Consider the following 20,851-nt stretch of genomic DNA (forward strand, 5'->3'; position numbering starts at 1 on the left):
GACGGCTGAGGAGGCAGGTAGTGGGTCGCGGCGGGCAGTCTCTGGCACGGGTGGCGGTGGTCGTACGGGCCGGAGCGGTCCCCTTGTGGTGGCTCGGGGTTCTCGCCACCGGTATCGGGGTCCTGCCGCCCGGACTGACCGGCCGCAGGATCGGCGTCTGGGCCGGGGCGGCCCTCTTTGTGGTGTGCGCCGCCGTCGTCGCGCTCGTGCGGCGCCGTAGGTACAGCGCGTGGGCGGACGGTGCCACGCGGGCGGGGAAGTTCGACTTCCTCCAGGACCGTGCTGTGACCCTGCGGAACTGGCGGCGGGCCCACCGCTGGTGGCTGCTGGCCGGGTTCCTCGTCGCCGTGGGAAGTTCGTTCGCGCTGCCCGCCGCCGGAGGCCCGGCCCTGGCGGGTGCGGGCGTCGGGCTGTGGCTCAAGTCGGCGTGGCTGGGCCGCCGGGAGCGCCGGGACGAGGCGCTGCTGTGGGTGCGTACCGACTGGGCCGGATCCGGGCAGCCCGTCGGCAAGCGGGTGAAGGGCTATCGGACCACGGGCCTCGGGGCCGGTGACGCCGTGCCGGGCGGGGCACGGCGCCGCCGCTGAACCACGGGGTGCTGAACCGGCAGTGGTTGACGGGGAGTTGACCCTGACGGTCGGGCTCGGGATCGTACGCCCGCTCAAGACCTTCCCGGTCCGGCTCGGGACCGTCCCGCCGCGACGTGCCTCGCCCGCTCAGACCTCCAGCGCGGCCTCGATCTTCATCAGCTGGTGGCGGGCCATCGCCAGGTTCGCCCGCCGCTTGTCCAGCGCCAGATAGAGGAACAGGCCGTTGTTTCCTCGCCCCTTGAGCAGCCGGATCAAGTGGTACTGACTGCCGAGCGTGATCAGGATGTCCTCGATCTCGTCCTTGAGGCCGAGCAGTTCCATCGTGCGGACCTTCGCCCGGACCACATCGGTGTTGCCCGCGGCGGCCACCGCCAGGTCGAGATCCTTGCTCCCGCCGACCGTGCCTAAGGCCATGCCGCTGGAGTAGTCCACGAGGGCGGCACCCAGGGCCCCTTCGATGACGGTGGTGGCTTCCTTGAGAGCGGCTTCGGTGTTGGCCATGGATGTCGCACTTCCTTTCGATCTGGTGGGGGTCCGGCGAGTTCCGGACGCCCGGGTGGTGCGTGGTGTCCGCGGCGTACGGGGTGTACGGGGAGGAGCGGGCGAAGAGGCCGGTGGAGTCGGGGATTCCGGGGGCTTCGGGGACGGGGGCCTCGGAGGCGGGGCCTTCGGAGGCGGGGGAGGAGCCATGGCTCAGGCGTTCTCCAGCCGTTCGAGAGCGCCGTCGACGAGTTCACCTATCCGGGCGCTGGACCGCCGGGCCTCCAGATGCAGCCGTCCCACGTTGATGCGGGGTTCGGCCAGGAGCGTCAGGACGGCCGCCGAGCCCGCCGCGTACGTGGCGACATAGCCCAGCTCGCCCCGGATCAGCAGTTCCCGGAATCCGCCCTGGCCGGTGGCGTCCGTCAGCCGGAGGGAGACGCCCAGCGCGGCGGCGGTGAGCGCGGCCACCCCTTCGGCCTCGACATCGGCCATGTCCTGGGCCAGCACCAGACCGTCGGCACTGGCCGCGAGCGCCCCGGTGAGCTGGGGGAGGCAGGCCCGCAGGCGCCTGAGTTCACCGAGTACATCGGGTTCCGCGGTCATCAGCAGTCTCCTCTCGGCACGCTGCCGCAGAGCGCGCCTCATGACGGTTCTGCGAGGGCCCGGGGGGTCGCGGGGAGTCAGAGTCACAGGCTTGCCTCCAGGGCGTCACGGAGCCGGCGCAACAGGGCGATGTCCGGGTCGGCCGAAACCGTCGCGACCCAGGAGGGAACCGTCGCGGGCGTGGCCGCCACCGGTTCGTCGGGTGTCTCGACCAGTCCCGCGGCGGCCAGCCGCCGGACATCGAGCAGGGTGTGGAACGCGGGGCGGCCCAGGGCCCAGGCGATGGCCACCGGGGTGCGTACGCCGTCCGCCAGTTCCAGCAGGGCGCGCTGTCTGCGTGTGACCGCCTGGCCGGGCGCGGGTTTTCGTGTCACCACGGGCGCGGTGTCGACGGCCGCGTACGGCCAGACCTGGTCGAGGAGTTCGCGCCGGCGCAGGGTCTCGCGTTCGACGGCCGTCGTGGACACGGGCCGTACGGGACCGATCCAGTGCGCCACGCCGGACCGGAACCGGGTCGGGCCACTGCCCTGGGCGAGTACGAAGAAGGCGGCGTCGAACAGCGCGCCCAGATGGCATATCTCCAGCTCACCGTCGTGGAGCCGGCCGCTGTCGACCAGGAACCGGCCGACCTGGCGGCGTGTGCCGGCCCGGTTGATCGCCTCTTCCCAGCCCGCGCGCGGCAGTCGGCCGCCGACGGTCAGCAGGACGTCGATGCCGGGGGCGGCGGGGCTCTCGGCGTGCACGACGCGGCCGTCGGTGAGATAGAGCGTGCCGTGGTCGCGGAGGAGGGCTCCGGTGGCGCGTTCGCCGGCCAGCCGTACGAGCATCGGGGAGACGGTGGACTGGAGGGGGTCCGGAGGCGGAGCCGGAACGGGCGCCGGGTGGGGAACCTCAGCGGCCGGTGATCCCTGGGGTGTTGGGGAGCCCTGGGACAACTGGGCGGCTTGAGGTGGCTGCGAGTCCTGGGGTGTCTGCTGGGCGTGAGAGGCCTGGGATGCCTGCGAAGCCTGTAAGGCCTGGGACTCCTGTGAGGATCGGGAGGCCTGGGCGGTCATCCGAGCACCAGCCGTTCGGCGAGCTGTCCCAGCCGTAATCGGGCCAGTGCGAGGTTTCCGGTGTCGCGGTCGAGCCACAGATGGAGGAAGACGCTGCTGTCGAACGTCGTCTCCACGAAGCTCAATATGTGGTAGCCGGTGCGGGTGGTGACGATGAGGTCCTCTACGGGCGGGCCTTTGTCACGGCCGGCGGAGTCGGTGCCTGGGGCGGCTGAGGTGGCTGACGCGGTTGGGGCGCCTGGGGTACCTGGGGCGCCCGAGGTGCTCGTACCACTGGTGTTGCCGGTTCCGCCCGTTTCGCCGCCGACGGGTCTTTGCGCCGTCGCGGTCTCGGCGGCTCTCGCCGCCGCCATCGCCGCGGTTGCCGTGGTTCTCACCGTGGCGACCGGGGCGAATGCCGTGTACTCCGCCGCCGCCCTGGCCAGTTCGGCCGTTTCGGCGGCGGTGGCCTCATGGTCACCGTTCGGTGATTCCCCCGCCGTACCCAGCGCGAGTCCGCTCGTCCAGTCGACGATCGCCGCACCGCGCGCTCCTGGCAGGCTCATGGCCTCTTTCAGGCATGCATCGATTCCGGGCACACGGACTCCCCTCCCAGCAGGGCGTACGGGCGCACTGTTGTGCGGCTGTGATCGTGAGGTTACGCAACGTCCGCGCGAGGAACAGGGGTTCTGGCATTTTCCAGCCGAACATGACCTCCGTCGAGGGCAACGAGTAGGAAAATGGCCGGACTTGACCGCTCAGTGGGGGTCTTGTCCACGTACCACATGCTTGGGCGCTCGCAGCCCCCGCCGATGGTCCTCTCCCGCCCGCGCGCACGGCCGGTCCGCGCCGGTCCTCTCCCGGTCCCCCGGTCCGCCGCCCGTCCCCGCCCGACCTCGGGTCAGCCGTCCAGCAGCGCGTCCGCGTACGCCCCGCCCGACTCGGCGACGATCTCCTCGACGCGCTGTGGTGCCCGTACGGTCGCGAAGCGCACCTCGCCGCCGGACGCCTCCGTGAAGCCGTGGACGCCGGGCCGGGCCAGGCTGTTGTAGGCGTAGTGGTTGGTGAAGTAGTAGGCGCCGGTGTCAAGGGCGGCGACGAGATCGCCCTGCTCCAGCCGCTGCACCGGCCGGTTCTCGGCGAGCAGGTCGCCCGCGAAACAGGCCGGGCCCGCGATGTCCTGCGCCACGGCGGGGCCCGTCCTGGGGCGCCCCTCGGCGTCGTACGCGGCGATGCGCAGCGGCCAGGAAGCCGGGTCGTAGACGGTACGGGTGGCGACCTGCGCGCCCGCGTGGGTCACCGCGATGGGGCGGCCCCCGGCGGACTTGACGTACTCGACGCGCGCGAGGACCAGGCCGTGCTTGGCGAGCAGAGAACGGCCGAATTCCGTCACCAGTCCGTAGCGGCCGTCCAGCAGTCCGGGGACGGTGTCCTTCAGGAGTCGCGCGTACGCGGCGTAGGTCGGGGTCTCCTCGTCGGAGGAGAAGTTGACCGGGAGGCCGCCGCCGATGTCGAGGGTGTCGATCTGTCGGCGGCCGGCCGCCGCGTTGATCTCCTCGGCGAGTTCGTACACCGCCCGCACGCCCTGCGCCATGAGTTCGAGCGGGACGCCCTGCGAGCCGGAGTGGGTGTGCAGCCGGGTCAGCCAGGGGCGGTCCAGGTATGCCTGGACGACCCAGGCGCGGGCGCCCTCGTCGCGCAGGGCGACACCGAACTTGGAGGTGGCGGTCGCGGTCGACAGGGCGCCGATCGAACCCCCGCCGATCTGCGCGTTGATCCGCAGACCGACGGGCGAACGCGGCGGTCCTGACCTCACCGGCGGTCCTGACCCCATCAGGGAGTCGATCCGGTCCAGCTCCTGCGGATTGTCGGCGTTGACGGCGATCCCGAGCGCCAGGGCCTCGCGCAGTTCGGCGGTGGTCTTGGCGGGGGAGTCCAGGACGGTGCGGTCGGCCGGTACGCCCGCCGCGCGGGCGAGGGCCAGCTCCCCCGGGCTGGCGACCTCGGCGCCGATGCCCTGCGCGTCGAGCAGGCGCAGCAGCGGTACGAGGGGCGCGGCCTTCACGGCGAAGGCGTGCAGGACGGGGGTGCCGGGCGCGGTGATCTCCTCGAAGGCGGTATGGAGTGCGGCGGCGGAGGCTCGGATTCCGGCCACGTCGAGGAGGGCGACGACGGGCTCGGTCCCGGAGATCAGCCCCTGTTCCACGGCGGCGCGCACGGCCAGGTCGCGGCGGACCGCCGAGGCGGTGGGTTCCCCGGCGGGACGGTCCGCGCTCCGCTCCGTGCCCTGCTCCCCGCCGTGTCGCGTGCCGTGTTCCCCGCCCTGACTGTTGTGCTGAACCGAAGCCATGAACGTCAGCCAATCATCCGGCGGGCGACCACGCAGCTGTTGACTACATCTATTCATCAGGCCAGGATGTGAATAGAAATGCCAACAGGTGCGCAACAGGTACGCGACAGGCACGCGACAGGCACGCAACGGGTACGCCCAGCAGGCACACCACGGAGGAGGCACCGCCATGTCAGGACCCCGGCCCGTACGGGCACCGCGCGGTACGGAACTGAGCGCCCTGGGATGGCAGCAGGAGGCCGCCCTCCGCATGCTCCAGAACAACCTCGACCCCGAGGTCGCCGAACACCCCGACAAGCTCGTCGTCTACGGCGGCACCGGCAAGGCCGCCCGCGACTGGCGCTCGTTCGACGCCATGGTCCGTACGCTGCGCACCCTCAAGCAGGACGAGACGATGCTCGTCCAGTCCGGCCGCCCGGTGGGCGTGATGCAGACCCACGAGTGGGCGCCGCGCGTGCTGCTCGCCAACTCCAACCTGGTCGGCGACTGGGCGAACTGGGAGGAGTTCCGGCGCCTGGAGGCCCTCGGGCTCACCATGTACGGGCAGATGACGGCCGGGTCGTGGATCTACATCGGCACGCAGGGCATCCTCCAGGGCACGTACGAGACGTTCGCCGCCGTCGCCGCGAAGAAGTTCAACGGGACCCTGGCCGGGACGATCACCCTCACCGCCGGGCTGGGCGGCATGGGCGGCGCCCAGCCGCTCGCCGTGACCATGAACGACGGGGTCGCGATCTGTATCGACTGCGACCCGCGCGCCATCGAGCGCCGGATCGAACACCGCTACCTCGATGTGAAGGCCGACAGCCTGGAGCACGCGCTCCAGCTGGCGACCGAGGCCCGCGACGCGCGCCGGCCGCTCTCCATCGGCCTGCTGGGCAACGCGGCGGAACTGCTCCCGCGCATGCTCGCCGAGGGCGCCCCCGTCGACATCGTCACGGACCAGACCTCCGCGCACGACCCGCTGGCGTATCTGCCGCTGGGCGTCGACTTCGACGACATGGCCTCGTACGCCACCGAGAAGCCCGCCGACTTCACCCTGCGCGCCCGGGAGTCGATGGCGCGGCACGTCGAGGCGATGGTCGGCTTCATGGACGCGGGCGCCGAGGTCTTCGACTACGGCAACTCCATCCGGGGCGAGGCCCAACTGGCCGGATACGAGCGGGCTTTCGCCTTCCCCGGCTTCGTACCCGCCTATATCCGGCCACTCTTCTGCGAAGGCAAGGGCCCGTTCCGCTGGGCGGCCCTGTCCGGCGAGGCGTCCGACATCCACAAGACGGACCGGGCGATCCTCGACCTCTTCCCGGAGAACGAATCCCTCCACCGCTGGATCAAGTTGGCGGGCGAACGCGTCCGCTTCCAGGGCCTGCCGGCCCGGATCTGCTGGCTCGGCTACGGCGAGCGCGACAAGGCGGGCGAGCGCTTCAACGACATGGTCGCCTCCGGCGAACTCGCCGCCCCGCTGGTCATCGGCCGCGACCACCTGGACTGCGGCTCCGTCGCCTCCCCGTACCGCGAGACCGAGGCGATGCTCGACGGCTCCGACGCCATCGCCGACTGGCCCCTCCTCAACGCCATGGTCAACGTCGCCTCCGGCGCCTCCTGGGTCTCCCTCCACCACGGCGGCGGTGTCGGCATGGGCCGCTCCATCCACGCCGGCCAGGTCTCCGTCGCCGACGGTACGAAGCTCGCGGGCGAGAAGATCCGCCGCGTCCTCACGAACGACCCGGGCATGGGCGTCATCCGACATGTCGACGCGGGCTACGACATCGCGGAGTCGGTCGCCGAGGATCGCGACGTCCGCATCCCGATGCGGGAGGACGCGTGACGCACGACGGGGTGGACCCCGGGATCACTGACGGGACCGGCCAGGGGGCCGGTCAAGGGCCCGGCGAAAGGCCCGACCAGCGGGCCGGTCAAGGGCAGAACGCGCGGCCCCGGGCTCCTCGCCCCCGAGCCGCCTCCTTCCAGGAGATGTGGCGGGACCTCGCCTCCCTCGGCCGCGACCCCGGCACCCGTGGCTACCGCCGCTACGCCTGGACCGCCGCCGACGCCGACTGCCGCGCGTGGTTCCGGGCGCAGGCGGAGACCCGTGGGCTGACCTACGAACTCGACCGCAACGGCAACCAGTGGGCCTGGCTCGGCGACCCGCTCACCGGGAACGCCGTCGTGACGGGGTCGCACCTGGACTCCGTACCCGACGGCGGCGCCTTCGACGGGCCGCTCGGTGTGGTCTCCTCCTTCGCCGCACTCGACGAACTCCGGGCCAGGGGAGCGCGGTTCACCAGACCTCTGGCCATCACCAACTTCGGCGACGAAGAGGGCGCCCGCTTCGGTCTCGCCTGTGTCGGCTCCCGGCTCACCGCCGGACAGCTCACCGTCGAGAAGGCGCACGAACTGTGCGACGGCGACGGCATCCCCCTGCCGAAGGCCATGGAGGCCGCCGGCCACGACCCGTCCACCCTCGGCCCCGACCCCGAACGCCTCGCGCGGATCGGCGCGTTCATCGAGCTGCATGTCGAACAGGGCCGCGCCCTCGACCTGTCCGGTGACCCCGTCGGCATCGCGTCCGCGATCTGGCCGCACGGCCGCTGGCGGTTCGACTTCCACGGCGAGGCCAACCACGCGGGCACCACCCGCCTCGCCGACCGCCGCGACCCGATGCTCAGCTACGCCGAGACCGTCCTCGCCGCCCGCCGCGAAGCGGAACTCGCCGGAGCACTCGCCACCTTCGGCAAGATCTCCGTCGAGCCCAACGGCGTCAACGCCATCCCCTCCCTCGTCCGTGGCTGGCTGGACTCCCGCGCCGCCGACCAGTCCACCCTGGACACCGTGGTCGCCGCGATCGAGACGGCCGCCCGCGCATCCGCCGACCGGGCCGGTATCGACCTGCGGGTCGTACGGGAGTCCTTCACTCCGGTGGTCGACTTCGAGCACTCCCTGCGCGACGAACTCGCCGCGATCCTCGGTGGACGGCAGCCCACCTCCACATCCACCTCCACTTCCACCTCCGTCCCCGTCCTCGGCACCGGCGCCGGACACGACGCGGGTATTTTGTCCGGCTCCATCCCTACCGCCATGCTGTTCGTACGGAACCCCACCGGCGTCTCGCACTCGCCGGCCGAGTTCGCGGCCGAGGACGACTGCGTGGCCGGGATCCTGGCGCTCGCAGACGTACTGGAAGGACTCGCGTGCACATGACGCAGCCAACCGCCGTATCGCAGCCGACCGTTGCCTCGCAGCCGCCCGTTGCCACGCAGTCGACCGCCGGACCGGAGCCGACCGTTGCGTCGCAGCAGCCCGTCGCGTCGCGGCGGACACAGGTCACCGACATGCCGCCCGGCGCGCGCGAAGCGAGGGAAGCGCGCCAGGGACAGGAAGAACCGGCCGGGGCAGCCGGGCCGGCTGCCCCGGGCACGTACGACGTCACGTACTGGCTGGAACACGCCTGGCTCGACAACCATGTCGAGCCACACGTGGCCGTCGGCGTCACCGGCGGCCGGATCGCCGACATCCGTCTCCATGTCGAGACCCCGCCCCCCGAAGCCACGGTCCTGCGCGGACTGACCCTCCCCGGCCTGGCCAACGCCCACTCCCACGCGTTCCACCGTGCTCTGCGAGGCACCGTCCAGGTCGGCTCCGGCACCTTCTGGACCTGGCGCGAGATCATGTACGGGATCGCCACCCGGCTCACCCCGGACTCGTACTACACACTCGCCCGCGCCGTGTACGCCGAGATGGCGCTGGCCGGCATCACCTCCGTCGGTGAGTTCCACTACCTCCATCACGCGCCCGGCGGCACGCCCTACGACAACCCGAACGCCATGGGCGAGGCCCTGATCGCCGCCGCGACCGAGGCCGGGATCCGGATCACGCTCCTCGACACCGCCTATCTCGCCTCCGGGATCACGAAGCGGCGCGGCGGGGCGCCCCCGGAACGCCAGCAGCTCCGCTTCTCCGACGGCACCGCCGACGCCTGGGCCGAGCGGGCGTCGGGGCTCAAGGACAGCGACCACGTACGGATCGGGGCGGCGATCCATTCCGTACGCGCCGTGCCCGCCGAACAACTCGCCACCGTCGCCGAATGGGCCGAGGCCCGCCATGCCCCCCTCCATGTCCATCTCTCGGAACAGACCGCCGAGAACGACGCCTGCCTCGCCGTCCACGGTCGCACCCCCGCCCGTCTCCTCGCCGACCACGGCGTCCTGGGCGCCCGCACCACCGGCGTCCACAACACCCACCTCACCGACGAGGACATCGCCCTGCTGGGCGCCTCCCACACCGGCACCTGCATGTGCCCCACCACCGAACGGGACCTGGCCGACGGCATCGGCCCGGCGACCCGCCTCCAGCGCGCGGGATCGCCGCTGTCGCTCGGCAGCGACAGCCACGCCGTGATCGACCTCTTCGAAGAGGCCCGCGCGATGGAGCTCGACGAACGGCTGCGCTCCCGCACCCGGGGGCACTGGACGGCCGCCGCGCTCCTCCACGCCGCCACCGCCGACGGCCACGCGGCGCTCGGCAGGACCGACGCGGGCCGCATCGAGCGCGGCGCGCTCGCCGACCTCGTCACGATCGCGCTGGACTCGGTCAGGACCGCGGGCACGCTGCCACGACTCGGCGCGGAGACCGCCGTATTCGCCGCCTCCGCGGCGGATGTACGCCACACCGTCGTGGGCGGTCGCCATGTCGTACGCGACGGAGCGCACGCCCTGATCCCGGACGTGCCCGCGTCCCTCGCCGAGTCGATCGAGGCGCTGCGCGGCTGACACCCGGGAGGCCAGGACCCGGGCCACTGACGCCGCTGCCGCTGCCGCCGACGACGCTCTTGAAGCCGCCGAAGGAGACCACCCCCGCGATGACCACGACCAACGCAGCCACCGCCACTGACGCAGCCACCGCCACTGACGGAACCGCCATCACTGACGGCGCCGCCACCACCGTCATCACCAACATCGCCAGTCTGGTCACCAACGACCCCTCCCTCGGTGACGGAACCCCCATCGGTCTGATCCAGGACGCGGCCGTCGTCATCGACGGCGACCGCGTCTCCTGGGTCGGTGAATCAAGCAAAGCACCCGCCACTGACAACGCCGTCGACGCCGGTGGCCGGGCCGTCGTCCCGGGCTTCGTGGACTCCCACTCGCACCTGGTCTTCGCGGGCGACCGCACCCAGGAGTTCAACGCCCGGATGTCCGGCCGCGCCTACTCCGCCGGCGGCATCCGCACCACCGTCGCCGCGACCCGCGCCGCGACCGACGCCGAACTCAGCGCCAACGTCGCCCGCTACCTCACCGAGGCGCTCCACCAGGGCACCACCACCCTGGAGACCAAGTCCGGCTACGGCCTCACCGCCCAGGACGAGGCCCGCGCCCTGCGTATCGCCCGCGAGCACACCGACGAAGTCACCTACCTCGGCGCGCACATCGTCCCGCCCGAGTACGCCGACGACCCCGCCGCGTATGTCGCCCTCGTCACCGGCGAGATGCTCGACGCCTGTGCCCCGTACGCCCGTTGGGTCGACGTGTTCTGCGAGAAGGGCGCCTTCGACGGCGACCAGGCCCGCGCGATCCTCACCGCCGGACGGGCGAAGGGCCTGCACCCCCGCGTCCACGCCAACCAGCTGTCGTACGGCCCGGGGGTGCGGCTGGCCGTCGAACTCGACGCCGCGTCCGCCGACCACTGCACGCATCTGACCGACGCGGACATCGACGCCCTCGCGAACAGCGAAACGGTGGCCACGCTGCTGCCCGGCGCGGAGTTCTCCACCCGCGCCACGTGGCCGGACGCCCGCCGCCTGCTCGACGCGGGCGTGACCGTCGCGCTCTCCACGGACTGCAACCCGGGCTCGTCCTTCACCTCGTCGATGCCGTTCTGCATCGCCCTGGCCGTACGGGACATGGGCATGACCCCGGACGAGGCGATCTGGTCGGCCACGGCCGGCGGCGCCACCGCCCTGCGCCGCTCGGACGTGGGCCGCATCACCCCCGGCGCCCGCGCCGACCTCGCCCTCCTCGACGCCCCGAGCCATGTCCACCTCGCGTACCGCCCGGGCGTCCCCCTCGTCTCCTCGGTCTGGCAACGCGGCAAGCGAGTCCGCTGAGCAGGCAAGTCCGCTGAGCAAGCGAGTCCGCTGAGCGAGCTCTCCCCTCCTCATTCCAGAGGACGGCCTCACCCCTTCAGTACGGCGACCTCGTCGATCTTCGGCCGCAGCTTCCGCACCGCCAGCGTCTTCATGTACGGCTTCAACCGCCGCCGCATGGTCTCGAAGTGCTCGTCCCCACGCGCCGACGACACATGTTCGTAGTCGTCCAGGAACTGCCACCAGCTTCCGCAGGCCGCCTCCAAATGGCCCAGTTCCAGCTGGCGTTGCGCCAGCACGGCGAGGAAGTGGACCCGGCCCTGGCGCTCGTTCCTCTGCTGCGCCTTCAGGGACTGCTGGAGCGCGGAGATCGAGCCCGGCAGGTCCTTGAACTCGTACAGCACATGCGACATGTGGAACAGATACGCCGTCTGGTCGTAGCCGCCGACCGACTCACGCCGGTTGTCCGCCTTCGTCAGCGCCGTCTCGGTCTCACGGAGCCGGTTGAACGCCTGGCGTTTGTCGCCGACCATCGCCGCCGAGTGGGCCTGCTGCCCGGACAGGAAGGCCCGTAGGCGCGGCCCGGCCTTAGGGGAGGCCTCGGCGGCCGAGTCGGCGAGTTCCAGCGCGCGCTTCCCGTAGCCGAGATTCGACGCCTGGAGGGACATTCCGCGCAGCGTCCGGCAGTACGTGGCGTGATCCTCGGCGGCGCCCGCCAACTCCAGTGCCCTCAGGTAGTACTGCTGGCCGAGGCCGTGCGCACGTTCGTACATCGCCATCCACCCGGTCAGATAGACCAGGTCGGACGCCGCGGACAGCATGTCGGCACGTACGCCGTCCTCCGCCTCCGCCTTCAGCCACGGCATGACCGTGTTTACGAGGAATGCCGCGGCCATAGGGCGCGCGTGACCGCCGCCGAGTTCATCAAGGATGTCCGCTATTCGGTCCGTCATCGTACGTACGGCCTGTACTTGCGGCGCGCCGATCCGGACCGTCCGCTTCCCCGGTGGAGCGGTCAACGGAGTGGCGGCGTGTGCCAGATCCGGAAACAGCGGTACCACAATGGCGGCGGAGAACAGCCCTGCGGCGATCAAGCTACGACGCGACGGGTCCATATCGGCCCTTCCCATGTCGACCAGTTCTTCGAAGGTGTTGACACCAGAAGAGCCGGAAGATCCGGAAGAGCCAAGAGCGCCAGGAGTGCGCGAGGAGCCCGGAGAGGCGCCCGGGATGGAAGTGGCGTATGCGGGGACCGAAACCGGGAGCCCCGCTTCCGTATGCGTTACCTGACGCCTCAGCTTTCGTGAGAACGCCTCTACGATCAGTGGCCTGACCTGCTCCTTCGGTGTGGTTCCCGCTACCCAGTGAGAGACCGCGGACTGGTCGTAGCGCAGCTCGAGGCCGGCTTCCGCGCCTATGCGATTGATGATCTGTGCGAACTGGGAGCGAGACCATTTGGCCTGGTCAAGCAGACACGCCAACCCGGTATTGGGTGTGCGTGAGTTACGTGAGTTACTCGCCATGCTTTTAACTCCCCCAAGCGTTCATGGCTTTCATTCTCAGACCTGCCCTCCACGGTACCCGCGGAGGGCAATGACGCGGTTTTCTCTACGTATGCGTCGAACACACGGAGAGCGGGGGCCAAGGTGACCACAGTGACAGACCATAGAGCCGGAGGCACAGAGGAAAACGTGCATTCGAAGGCATTGGCATATGACGCTATCGCCTTTGATGTCATCGGCTTGGATGCCGACAGAGCTCTGGCTCCACACCGTATGATGCCGCCGCCCCAGGAGATCGCCGATCTCACCAACCGGCTCATCGACCATGGAGCGCGGCTCGTCGATGTCGTCAAGCAGGTGCCCGAGGCCGAGCACTCGGTCCGGGCGACGGGTGCGCTGAAGGACTGGTACGACCTGACCGGCAGCGGTCCCGGGAGCGGGGCCATGGCGAACTGGGTGCACATGCGCGCCCTGGCCCGCATGTGCAGGACGTTCATGGATTTTCTGCACGAACGAGAAGGGCGCCGCCGGCCATGACGCCGGAGGCCAAGCAACAGGCGTGGTTCGTGGTCTCGGTCTGCGCGCTGGGGCTGACTCTTGCCCTGGTCGTGGGGCTGCGCCTATGACCATGTCCGGGGCAGGAGTCGCGGTGATACGGGCGAGACCACCGCCTTGACCAGCGCTGCCGCCCCTACTTGCGCTGCCGCCTCTACTCGCGCTGCCGCCCCTACTTGCGCTGCCGCCTCTACTCGCGCTGCCGTCCTGGCTCGCGCTTCTCGACTACCGCAGTCGTACCGGCAGTTCCCGCACGCTGTTGCTCACGAAGCTCGGGTTGTACGGAAGTTCCTGCTCCGGGACGGCGAGCGACAGACCGGGGAACCGGGTGAACAGCTGCCTCAGCGCGATCGTCGTCTCCAGCCTCGCCAGGGGTGCGCCCAGGCAGTAGTGCGTGCCGTGGCCCAGGGAGAGATGGCGGGTCGTGAAGCGGCCCCGGCCGCTTCTGTCTCCCCGGACGTCCCGGCGGGCCCGATCGCCCCGGGTGACGTCGAATCGGTCCGCGTCCGGGCCGTACGCCGCCGGGTCGCGGCCCGCCGCCGAGAATCCCGCCAGCACCGGGGTGCCCCGGGGGATCAGCGTGCCGTCCACCGTCACATCGCGGGTCGGGTAGCGGAACGGGAAGAAGCTGACCGGGCTGTCCCAGCGCAGGGTCTCCTCGGCCGCGTCCGCCCAGTCGGCCTCGCCGGACCGGAGCAGGTCCAGCTGGTCCGGGTGGGCGAGCAGGGCGCGGACCGCGTTGGTGATCAGGTTCAGGGTGGTCTCATGCCCCGCGACGATCATCACGAGCATCGTGCCGATCAGCTCCGGCTCGCTGAGCCGGTCCCTGACGCCCTCACGGCCCTCATCATGGCCGTCACCGCCGTCACCGCCGTCACCGCCGTCAGCACCGGCGTCCGGCTCCTCGTCCCGCGCCGCGATCAGCGCGCTGGTCAGGTCGTCGCCCGGCTGTCGCGTACGAGAGGCCGCCACCGCGCCCAGTACCGCGACCATCTCCCGGTTGGCGGCCAGTACCTCCTCCGGCCCCAGGTCCGTACTCACCACCTGGTTCGACAGCACATGCAGCCGGTCCCGGAACTCCTCGTCCACGCCGAGCAGTTCGCTGATGACGCTCAGCGGCAGCGGCAGCGCGAAGTGCTGCCGCAGGTCCACGACACCGTCGTCCGTCGCCGTGGCCACCCGCTCCATGCCGTCCAGCAGCCCGGCGGTCAGCCGCTCGACCCTCGGCCGCAGCGCCTCCACCCGGCGGGCCGTGAAGGCCTTGCCCGTCAGCGACCGCAGCCGTCGGTGCTCCTCGCCGTCCGACGTGACCATCCCCGCCACGGTCGCGAAGGTCCGCAGCGGCCAACCGTCCGGAATTCGACCCTCGCGCAGTGCGGTGAAGTGCCGCGCGTTCTTCGCGACATCCGGGTGGCCGATGAGCTCCTTCAGCGCCTCGTGCCCGAGAACCGCCATGCCCGGTACGCCGTCGGGAAGGACGACCTCAGCCACGGTTCCCTCGGCCAGCAGGGCGGCGTTGGCGGCGTGCGGGCAGCCGCGTGGCAGGTCCATCCGGGGCGGCGCGGGGTGGGGTGCGGAAGGCGCGGGGTGGGGCGCGGAATATGACTCGGTCAAAGGAACCTCCCTCCCGGAGCGCGGCAAGGCCGATCCTATGAGCGGTCGGGAGCCTTCGGACAGTGGTGGTTCCAGACGCATTGGCCAAAGCCACGTCCGCCCCTACCGTCCCCTGAGGCTCTCCGATCCCCACCCGCCGCACCACATTCGCTGATTCGTCACCGGATGGGGCGACTGGCACTGTTCCGGAACGATTCGGGACCGGTACCGTCCATTCGAGCGTGAGCCGTGGGGGACACCGGCTCGCGGGGGGACGCGACCGGGGGGTCGAGTTGAACGATGTACGTAGTGCCGCACGCATCCGTGTGGTCACTCCGGGGGAACTGAACGAGTCGGAAGCCGAGGCCTGGCGCGCGCTGCGCGTCACATCCGGTGCGCCGGCCAACCCGTTCATGGAACCGGAGTTCACCCGCGCCGTCGGCCGCGTGCGGCCCGGCGCCCGTATCGCCGTCGTACGGGAGGCCGGCGACCCGCGCGGTGAGCCCATCGGGTTCTTCCCGTACGAAACCGGCCCGCTGGGGCGCGGCAGGGCCATCGGCCTCGGCGTCTCCGACGCGCAGGGCGCGGTGTTCCGCTCCGGACTGCGGCTGTCGGCGCCCGAACTGCTCAGGGCCTGCGCCCTGTCGGCCTGGGAGTTCGACAATCTGGAAGCGGGCCAGGGACTGTTCGTGCCGGACGCCGCCGAGGAGTTCGAGTCCCCGGTGATCGACGTCGGGGAGGGGTACGAGGCGTACGAAACGGTCCTGCGCGCCCGGTCACCCAAGTTCTTCAGGACGACGACGGCGAAGGAACGCAAGCTCGGCCGCCAGGCGGGCGAGGTCCGCTTCGTCTTCGACGAACGGGATCCGGCCGCGCTGCGCACGCTCATGGAGTGGAAGTCCGCGCAGTACCGCAGGACCGGCCGCCGCGACCGCTTCGCCCAGGACTGGATCAGCGCACTGGTACGGCAGCTCGCGACCACCCGTACGCCGGGCTGTTCGGGCGTCCTCTCCGTGCTGTACGTGGCCGGGCGGCCCGTCGCCGCGCACTTCGGGCTGCGCTCGCGCACGGTGCTGTCCTGCTGGTTCCCGGCGTACGACCCGGAGTTCGCCAAGTACTCGCCGGGCCTGATCCTGCACCTGCGGATGGCCGAAGCCGCAGCCGCCGAGGGCATCCGCATGCTCGATCTGGGGCGCGGAACGGCCGAGTACAAGGACGCGCTCAAGACCGGCGCGCTACGGGTGTACGAGGGCTCCTCGGCGCGGCCGGGGGCGCGGGCGGCCCTGTACTGGCTGAGCCGGGAGCCGTCCCGCCGGGCGCACAGCTTCGTGCGGAGCCGACCGAGACTGGCCGGATACGCACAGCGGACGCTGAACCGGGTGGGGCGGCTGCGGGATAAGTGACGCCGTGCGATGACCCGTTGGGGAGCACGAGATGGCCCGTTGGGGAGCCCGAGATCACCCGTTGGGGAGCACGAAGAGATCACGCGCACCGAGCGAGCACGTACACACGAAGAACACGACCAGCGGGGCAGGCGATGACGCACACAGCACACACGTCACAGAGACCACAGCCGCACTTACCCGACCTGCCGCCCATCGCCGTCGCCCAACTCGATCTCGACGGGTTCGACGGCAAGGCGCTCTCCCTCAGGCCGGCGCCGGGCGGGCCGCCTCTTAAGGAGGGCAGTGTCCACGCCCTCGTACGGCTCCGGGGCCGGCCCGTCGGTACGGTGCTCTGCCAGGTACGGGCAGGCGAGGACCCGGCCGAGACGCTCGCCGCCGCCTTCCGCGCACAGACGGGCGAGAAAGGGCGGTACGAGCCGTCCGCACCCGAGAACCCCGCCACCCCGCCCCGTACCACCGTCGTCGTCGCCACCCGCGACCGTGGCGGACAGCTCGCCCCGACCCTCGACTCGCTCCTGGCCCAGGACCACCCGGACTTCCGGGTCCTCGTCGTCGAGAACGTGCCCCGCACCACCGCCACCCGCGATCTCGTCGCCTCCCGCTTCGCCGGCCGCGTCGACTACGTACAGGAGCCGAGGCCCGGACTGGCCAACGCACACAACCGTGGTGTCACGGCCGCCGACGGCACGGTCATCGCCTTCACGGACGACGACGTCGTCGCCGACCCGCACTGGCTCACCGCCCTCACCACGCCCTTCGCGGCGGACCCCGGACTCGGGTGTGTCACCGGCCTGATCCTCCCGGCCCGGCTGACCACCCCCGCGCAGATCCTGCTGGAGAGCCACGGCGGCTTCGCCAAGGGCTTCGCGTCCCGGCTGTACGATCCCGCCCGGCCGCCCGCCGACGAACCGCTCTTCCCGTTCACGGCGGGCAGTTTCGGATCCGGCGCCAATATGGCGTTCCGCGCCGGGGCCCTGCGGTCCGTGGGCGGTTTCGACCCCGCCACCGGCACCGGCACCCCGGCCAGGGGCGGCGACGACCTCTACGCCTTCGTACGGATCCTGTCCGCCGGGCACCGGCTGCGCTACACGCCGGAGGCGCTCGTCTGGCACCACCACCGCGAGACCTGGCAGGACCTGCGGAACCAGGCGTACGGATACGGCGCCGGCCTCACCGCGTACCTCACCGCCATCCTGGTGCGACGGCCCGCGCTGCTGCCCGCCCTGCTGGCGAAGCTGCCGCGCGGACTGGCGCACGCCCGCGCGATCACGGCGCACCGGGCGGACGGCAGCGGCGAAGCCGCATCCGGGGCGCCGGGCGCGCACGGCGCACAGGCGTACCCGTGGCCGCGCGCCCTCTCACGACTGGAGCGGAGGGGGATGCTGTACGGCCCGCTCGGTTACGCGAAGGCACGCGTGCGCGTCCGTGCGCAGGCGCGCACGCCGGGACCGCGCACGCCGGAACGCGGGAACGGGATGTGGACCGGCGAGAAGCGGACCGGAGGGCAGCCATGAACGACGCGCCCGTCCGGGGGTCTGCCCGTAGCCCCGTCCGCATACCTGTCATACCCGTCCTCCTCTACCACGCCGTGATGGCCGACCCGCCCGCCTGGATCGCCGAATTCACCGTCACACCCAGGGACTTCGCCGCGCATCTCGACGCGGTCGTCGCCAGCGGCCGTACCCCGGTCCCGATCAGTACGCTCGCCGAGCACCTCGTCAGCCATGTCCCCGGCGCCGACCGTCGCGCCCCGTTGCCGCGCCGGCCCGTCGTCCTCACCTTCGACGACGGCTTCGCCGACCTCCCCGGACCCACGGCGGAGGCGCTCGCCGCCCGTACCCTGCCCGCCACCGCCTATCTGACCACCGGGGCCATCACCCCGGGCCGGACCAGCCTGCTGCCGCCCGCGCCGATGATGAGGCTCACGCAGGCGACGGAGCTGGCGGATTACGGCGTGGAGGTGGGCGCGCACACCGTCACCCACCCCCAGCTGGACACCCTCTCCGCCCCGGCCCTCCACCGTGAACTGCGCGAAGCCAAGGACGCGTTGGAGGACACCCTCGGCCACCGGATCTCCCATCTCGCCTACCCGCACGGCTACAACAGCCGCGCCGTGCGCCGGGCGGCGGCGGACGCGGGGTACGCCTCCGCCGTCGCCGTACGGCACGCGCTCAGCTCGGAGCGGGACGAGCCGTACCGCATCGCCCGCCTGATCGTGCGCCGTACCCACACCGTGGCGGACATCGAGTCCTGGATGGCGGGTGAGGGGGCCAGGGGCGAGCGGACCAAGGTCGCCCCCTTCCCGGATTCGCTGCCCACGCTGGGGTGGCGGTTGTACCGGGGCGCGCGCGCCCGCGTGCGCGGCCCCGAGTTCGCCGGGTAGCGAACATGCGGCGCATGCGGCGCATGCAGCGCATACGGAGCGTAGGGCGCGTACGGCATCCAACACCCTTGTGTATCAAGGGTGTACGAGAGCAACACAAACGCGAAGAGAGTTCCTATACTTCGCTTCAGGGACAGCGGCGTGACGGCCGCGACCACATCTGTGGGGGGAGTCGCACTGTGCAGCAACGTGTGCCCACGCCGGTCACGGGGAGCGGCGAGCTGCCACCCGCGGACAAGACCGGCTCAGAGGCCGAAACGCATGAGGCGCATGAGGCGTGTGAGATGCGTGAGATGCCCGAGGCACCCGACGTGCACCAAGCACCCGACGCGCTCGAAGCGCCCGAGGCATCCGAAGCACCCGACGTGCTCGAAGTGCCCGAAGCGCCCGAATCGGCCGACCCGCCCCGCCGCCGGAGACCGGTCCCGGCCGTCGCCCTGGCGGCCGCTCCCTTCCGCCCCCAACTGCTGCTGACCTGGCTGCCGTTGGCGGTCGCGGCGGCCCTCTGGGCCTGGTCCTTACCGAGGATCGGGTTCCGTGACATCGGGGACTTCGGTCTCCTGGACCGTTTCCCGATCGCCTTCTACGCCTCGCTGGCCGTGCTCACGGCCGGGTTCCTGATCAGCCTGCGCCGCGCGGGCACCGCCCCCTGGTGGCCCCTGACGTACTGCGTCACCATGCTGCTGGCACTCAAGGCGCCGCCCGCCATCCTCTACGACACCGTGCGCTACGCCTGGGCGTCCAAGCACGACGCGGTCATCTCCCGGCTGCTGGCCGAGGGGACCGTACACCCCCATCTGGAACTGTCCGGCGGGATGTCCGCGTACGACCAGTGGCCGGGCTTCTTCTCGCTCAACGCGGCCCTGATCAAGGCCTTCGGGGTCACGGGCGCCGCCGTGTACACCAACTGGGCGCCCATCGCGTTCGGCCTGCTGATGATGCCGGTCCTGGTGCTGATCTACCGCACCTTCACCGACGACTGGCGGCTCGTGTGGACCGCCGTCTGGATCTTCCAGCTGGCCAACTGGGTGGGGCAGGACTACCTCTCCCCGCAGGGCTTCGCCTATCTGCTGTTCCTGACCGTCTTCGCGGTGGTCATACGGCATTTCGTACGGCCGGGAACCGCCGGTCCGCTGCGTGACCGCTCCCGGCTCGACCCGTCCGCGACGTATGTGCCGCCGCCCACCACCCGGCGCCAGCGGGCGGTCTGCGTGGCGATCCTCGCCCCGCTCATCGCGGCCGTCAACGCCTCGCACCAACTGACCCCTGTCATGCTCTGCATGACTCTGATGGCGCTCTGCCTCACCCGCCGCTACCGCAACATCGGGCTGCTGGTGGTCACCGGCGTCATCATGCTCATCTGGGACCTGACGATGGGCCGGGTCCTCTTCCTGGACACGCTCGGTACTCTGCGCGACTCGGCCGGCGAGCTGATGCGGAACTCCCGCCCCGGATTCGCGGGCGAACCGACCGGCCCCGGACCCGAGTTGGTCGGCGACGCCAACATCCTGATGGTGCTGGTCCTCGGCGGCCTGGCCGCGACCGCCGTACTTCTCCGGCGCAGGCTCACCCGCAGCGCGCTGCCCCTGCTGCTGGCCGCCGCCGCGCCGGTACCGCTGTTCGCCGTCAATGACTACGGCGGCGAAATGCTCTTCCGCGTCTACCTGTTCGGGCTGCCCGGCACGGCGTTCTTCGCCGCCGCCGCGCTCGTCCCGGCCGCCGCCGGTACGAGGAAGGCGCGGCGCGTCGCCCGCCGGGCCGCGCTGGTCGGACTGCCCCTGGCGCTGGTCGCCCTGCTGGCGGGCTTCCTTCCCTCGTACTACGGCAAGGAGGGCATGCAGTACGCGCCCCCGCAGGAGACCGCGCTGGTCGAACGGGCCTACGACCAGGCGCCGGACGGCGCGCTGATCATGGCCACCACCGGTTCGTTCCCCGGCGCCTACTACCGCTACGACCACTATGAGCGCTGGTTCTTCACCGAACAGGAAGTGCCGGAGAACCTGAAGATGCTCAAGGACCCGGCCGGTTATCTCGACGCGGGTGTGCCGGACGGTCGCCCGGCGTACGTGATCCTCACCCCGACCCAGGAGAAGGCCACGATCGGCGAGGGATATCTGCCGGCCGGCAGCTTCACCCGGATGAGTGAGGCGCTGCAACGTTCGCCGCACTTCCGGGTTTTGGAGAAGAGTCCGTACGGCCTGGTCCTGGAACACGTGGAGGTGTCCGCCCCACCCACCACCGCCACTCGATGAACGAGATGAACGACGTGA

Annotated in this window: 17 protein-coding genes; 10 read left to right on the forward strand and 7 right to left on the reverse strand. The window is 71.1% G+C overall.

Translation table 11 applies throughout. The annotated features are described in order from the left end of the window. Positions 1–20: 20 nt before the first annotated feature. Complete coding sequence (locus tag ACIQD6_RS29665; RefSeq protein ID WP_401888232.1) at positions 21–587, forward strand: hypothetical protein; 567 nt, start codon at positions 21–23, stop codon at positions 585–587. Positions 588–716: 129 nt separating this feature from the next. On the opposite strand, the gene ACIQD6_RS29670 is transcribed toward ACIQD6_RS29665, so the two are convergent. From ACIQD6_RS29670 to ACIQD6_RS29690, 5 genes are all read right to left on the reverse strand, one after another. After that, entirely contained in the window at positions 717–1,091 is a 375-nt protein-coding gene (locus tag ACIQD6_RS29670) for a hypothetical protein (protein ID WP_401888234.1), read from the reverse strand. A 192-nt stretch (positions 1,092–1,283) separates the two neighbouring features. Next, the gene (locus tag ACIQD6_RS29675; protein ID WP_401888236.1) at positions 1,284–1,718 is read right to left on the reverse strand and encodes a roadblock/LC7 domain-containing protein; all 435 of its coding nucleotides are present in this window, start codon (positions 1,716–1,718) and stop codon (positions 1,284–1,286) included. Positions 1,719–1,759: 41 nt separating this feature from the next. Beyond that, the gene (locus ACIQD6_RS29680; RefSeq protein ID WP_401888239.1) at positions 1,760–2,503 is read right to left on the reverse strand and encodes a transcriptional regulator; all 744 of its coding nucleotides are present in this window, start codon (positions 2,501–2,503) and stop codon (positions 1,760–1,762) included. A 224-nt stretch (positions 2,504–2,727) separates the two neighbouring features. Continuing rightward, positions 2,728–3,309: a hypothetical protein gene (locus ACIQD6_RS29685; RefSeq protein ID WP_401888242.1), complete on the reverse strand. Its 582-nt coding sequence runs from the start codon at positions 3,307–3,309 to the stop codon at positions 2,728–2,730. A 302-nt stretch (positions 3,310–3,611) separates the two neighbouring features. Continuing rightward, positions 3,612–5,060, reverse strand: coding sequence for a diaminopimelate decarboxylase (locus ACIQD6_RS29690; protein ID WP_401888245.1), 1,449 nt, complete (start codon positions 5,058–5,060; stop codon positions 3,612–3,614). A gap of 169 nt (positions 5,061–5,229) precedes the next feature. Here ACIQD6_RS29690 and hutU point away from each other — a divergent pair, with 169 nt between their 5' ends. The 4 genes from hutU to hutI are packed head-to-tail and all read left to right on the forward strand — an operon-like array spanning position 5,230 to position 11,163. Then, positions 5,230–6,888 (forward strand): urocanate hydratase, encoded by a 1,659-nt coding sequence (gene hutU / locus ACIQD6_RS29695; RefSeq protein WP_401888248.1) that lies wholly within the window; start codon positions 5,230–5,232, stop codon positions 6,886–6,888. A gap of 23 nt (positions 6,889–6,911) precedes the next feature. After that, positions 6,912–8,261 carry an allantoate amidohydrolase gene (locus tag ACIQD6_RS29700; RefSeq protein ID WP_401888406.1) on the forward strand — a complete coding sequence of 450 codons (1,350 nt, stop codon included), beginning with the start codon at positions 6,912–6,914 and terminating at the stop codon, positions 8,259–8,261. Continuing rightward, a complete protein-coding gene (locus ACIQD6_RS29705) occupies positions 8,258–9,829 on the forward strand; it encodes a formimidoylglutamate deiminase (RefSeq protein ID WP_401888251.1) in 1,572 nt (523 codons plus the stop codon). The genes ACIQD6_RS29700 and ACIQD6_RS29705 overlap by 4 nt, the downstream gene beginning before the upstream one ends. Continuing rightward, on the forward strand, positions 9,826–11,163 hold the full coding sequence (gene hutI, locus ACIQD6_RS29710; RefSeq protein WP_401888408.1) for an imidazolonepropionase: 1,338 nt from the start codon (positions 9,826–9,828) through the stop codon (positions 11,161–11,163). The genes ACIQD6_RS29705 and hutI overlap by 4 nt, the downstream gene beginning before the upstream one ends. Before the next feature lie 68 nt (positions 11,164–11,231). Here hutI and ACIQD6_RS29715 read toward each other — a convergent pair whose 3' ends face one another. Next, entirely contained in the window at positions 11,232–12,665 is a 1,434-nt protein-coding gene (locus ACIQD6_RS29715) for a hypothetical protein (RefSeq protein ID WP_401888253.1), read from the reverse strand. 168 nt (positions 12,666–12,833) lie between these two features. Between ACIQD6_RS29715 and ACIQD6_RS29720 the strand changes: the two genes are divergently transcribed. Continuing rightward, positions 12,834–13,181, forward strand: a complete 348-nt coding sequence (locus ACIQD6_RS29720; protein WP_401888256.1) for a DUF6415 family natural product biosynthesis protein — start codon at positions 12,834–12,836, stop codon at positions 13,179–13,181. 243 nt (positions 13,182–13,424) lie between these two features. Here ACIQD6_RS29720 and ACIQD6_RS29725 read toward each other — a convergent pair whose 3' ends face one another. Then, complete coding sequence (locus tag ACIQD6_RS29725; RefSeq protein WP_401888411.1) at positions 13,425–14,750, reverse strand: cytochrome P450; 1,326 nt, start codon at positions 14,748–14,750, stop codon at positions 13,425–13,427. Positions 14,751–15,085: 335 nt separating this feature from the next. On the opposite strand from ACIQD6_RS29725, the gene ACIQD6_RS29730 reads away from it, so the two are divergent. The 4 genes from ACIQD6_RS29730 (at position 15,086) to ACIQD6_RS29745 (ending at position 20,833) form a co-directional block, all read left to right on the forward strand. Beyond that, positions 15,086–16,195: a GNAT family N-acetyltransferase gene (locus tag ACIQD6_RS29730; RefSeq protein ID WP_401888258.1), complete on the forward strand. Its 1,110-nt coding sequence runs from the start codon at positions 15,086–15,088 to the stop codon at positions 16,193–16,195. 134 nt (positions 16,196–16,329) lie between these two features. Then, positions 16,330–17,712, forward strand: coding sequence for a glycosyltransferase (locus ACIQD6_RS29735; RefSeq protein WP_401888261.1), 1,383 nt, complete (start codon positions 16,330–16,332; stop codon positions 17,710–17,712). Further along, complete coding sequence (locus ACIQD6_RS29740) at positions 17,709–18,581, forward strand: polysaccharide deacetylase family protein (protein ID WP_401888263.1); 873 nt, start codon at positions 17,709–17,711, stop codon at positions 18,579–18,581. The genes ACIQD6_RS29735 and ACIQD6_RS29740 overlap by 4 nt, the downstream gene beginning before the upstream one ends. Before the next feature lie 284 nt (positions 18,582–18,865). Further along, the gene (locus ACIQD6_RS29745; RefSeq protein ID WP_401888264.1) at positions 18,866–20,833 is read left to right on the forward strand and encodes a hypothetical protein; all 1,968 of its coding nucleotides are present in this window, start codon (positions 18,866–18,868) and stop codon (positions 20,831–20,833) included. The last annotated feature ends 18 nt before the right edge of the window (positions 20,834–20,851 follow it).

Origin of the sequence: Streptomyces sp. NPDC088400, from assembly GCF_044753355.1 — a bacterium.
Taxonomy (GTDB): Bacteria; Actinomycetota; Actinomycetes; order Streptomycetales; family Streptomycetaceae; genus Streptomyces.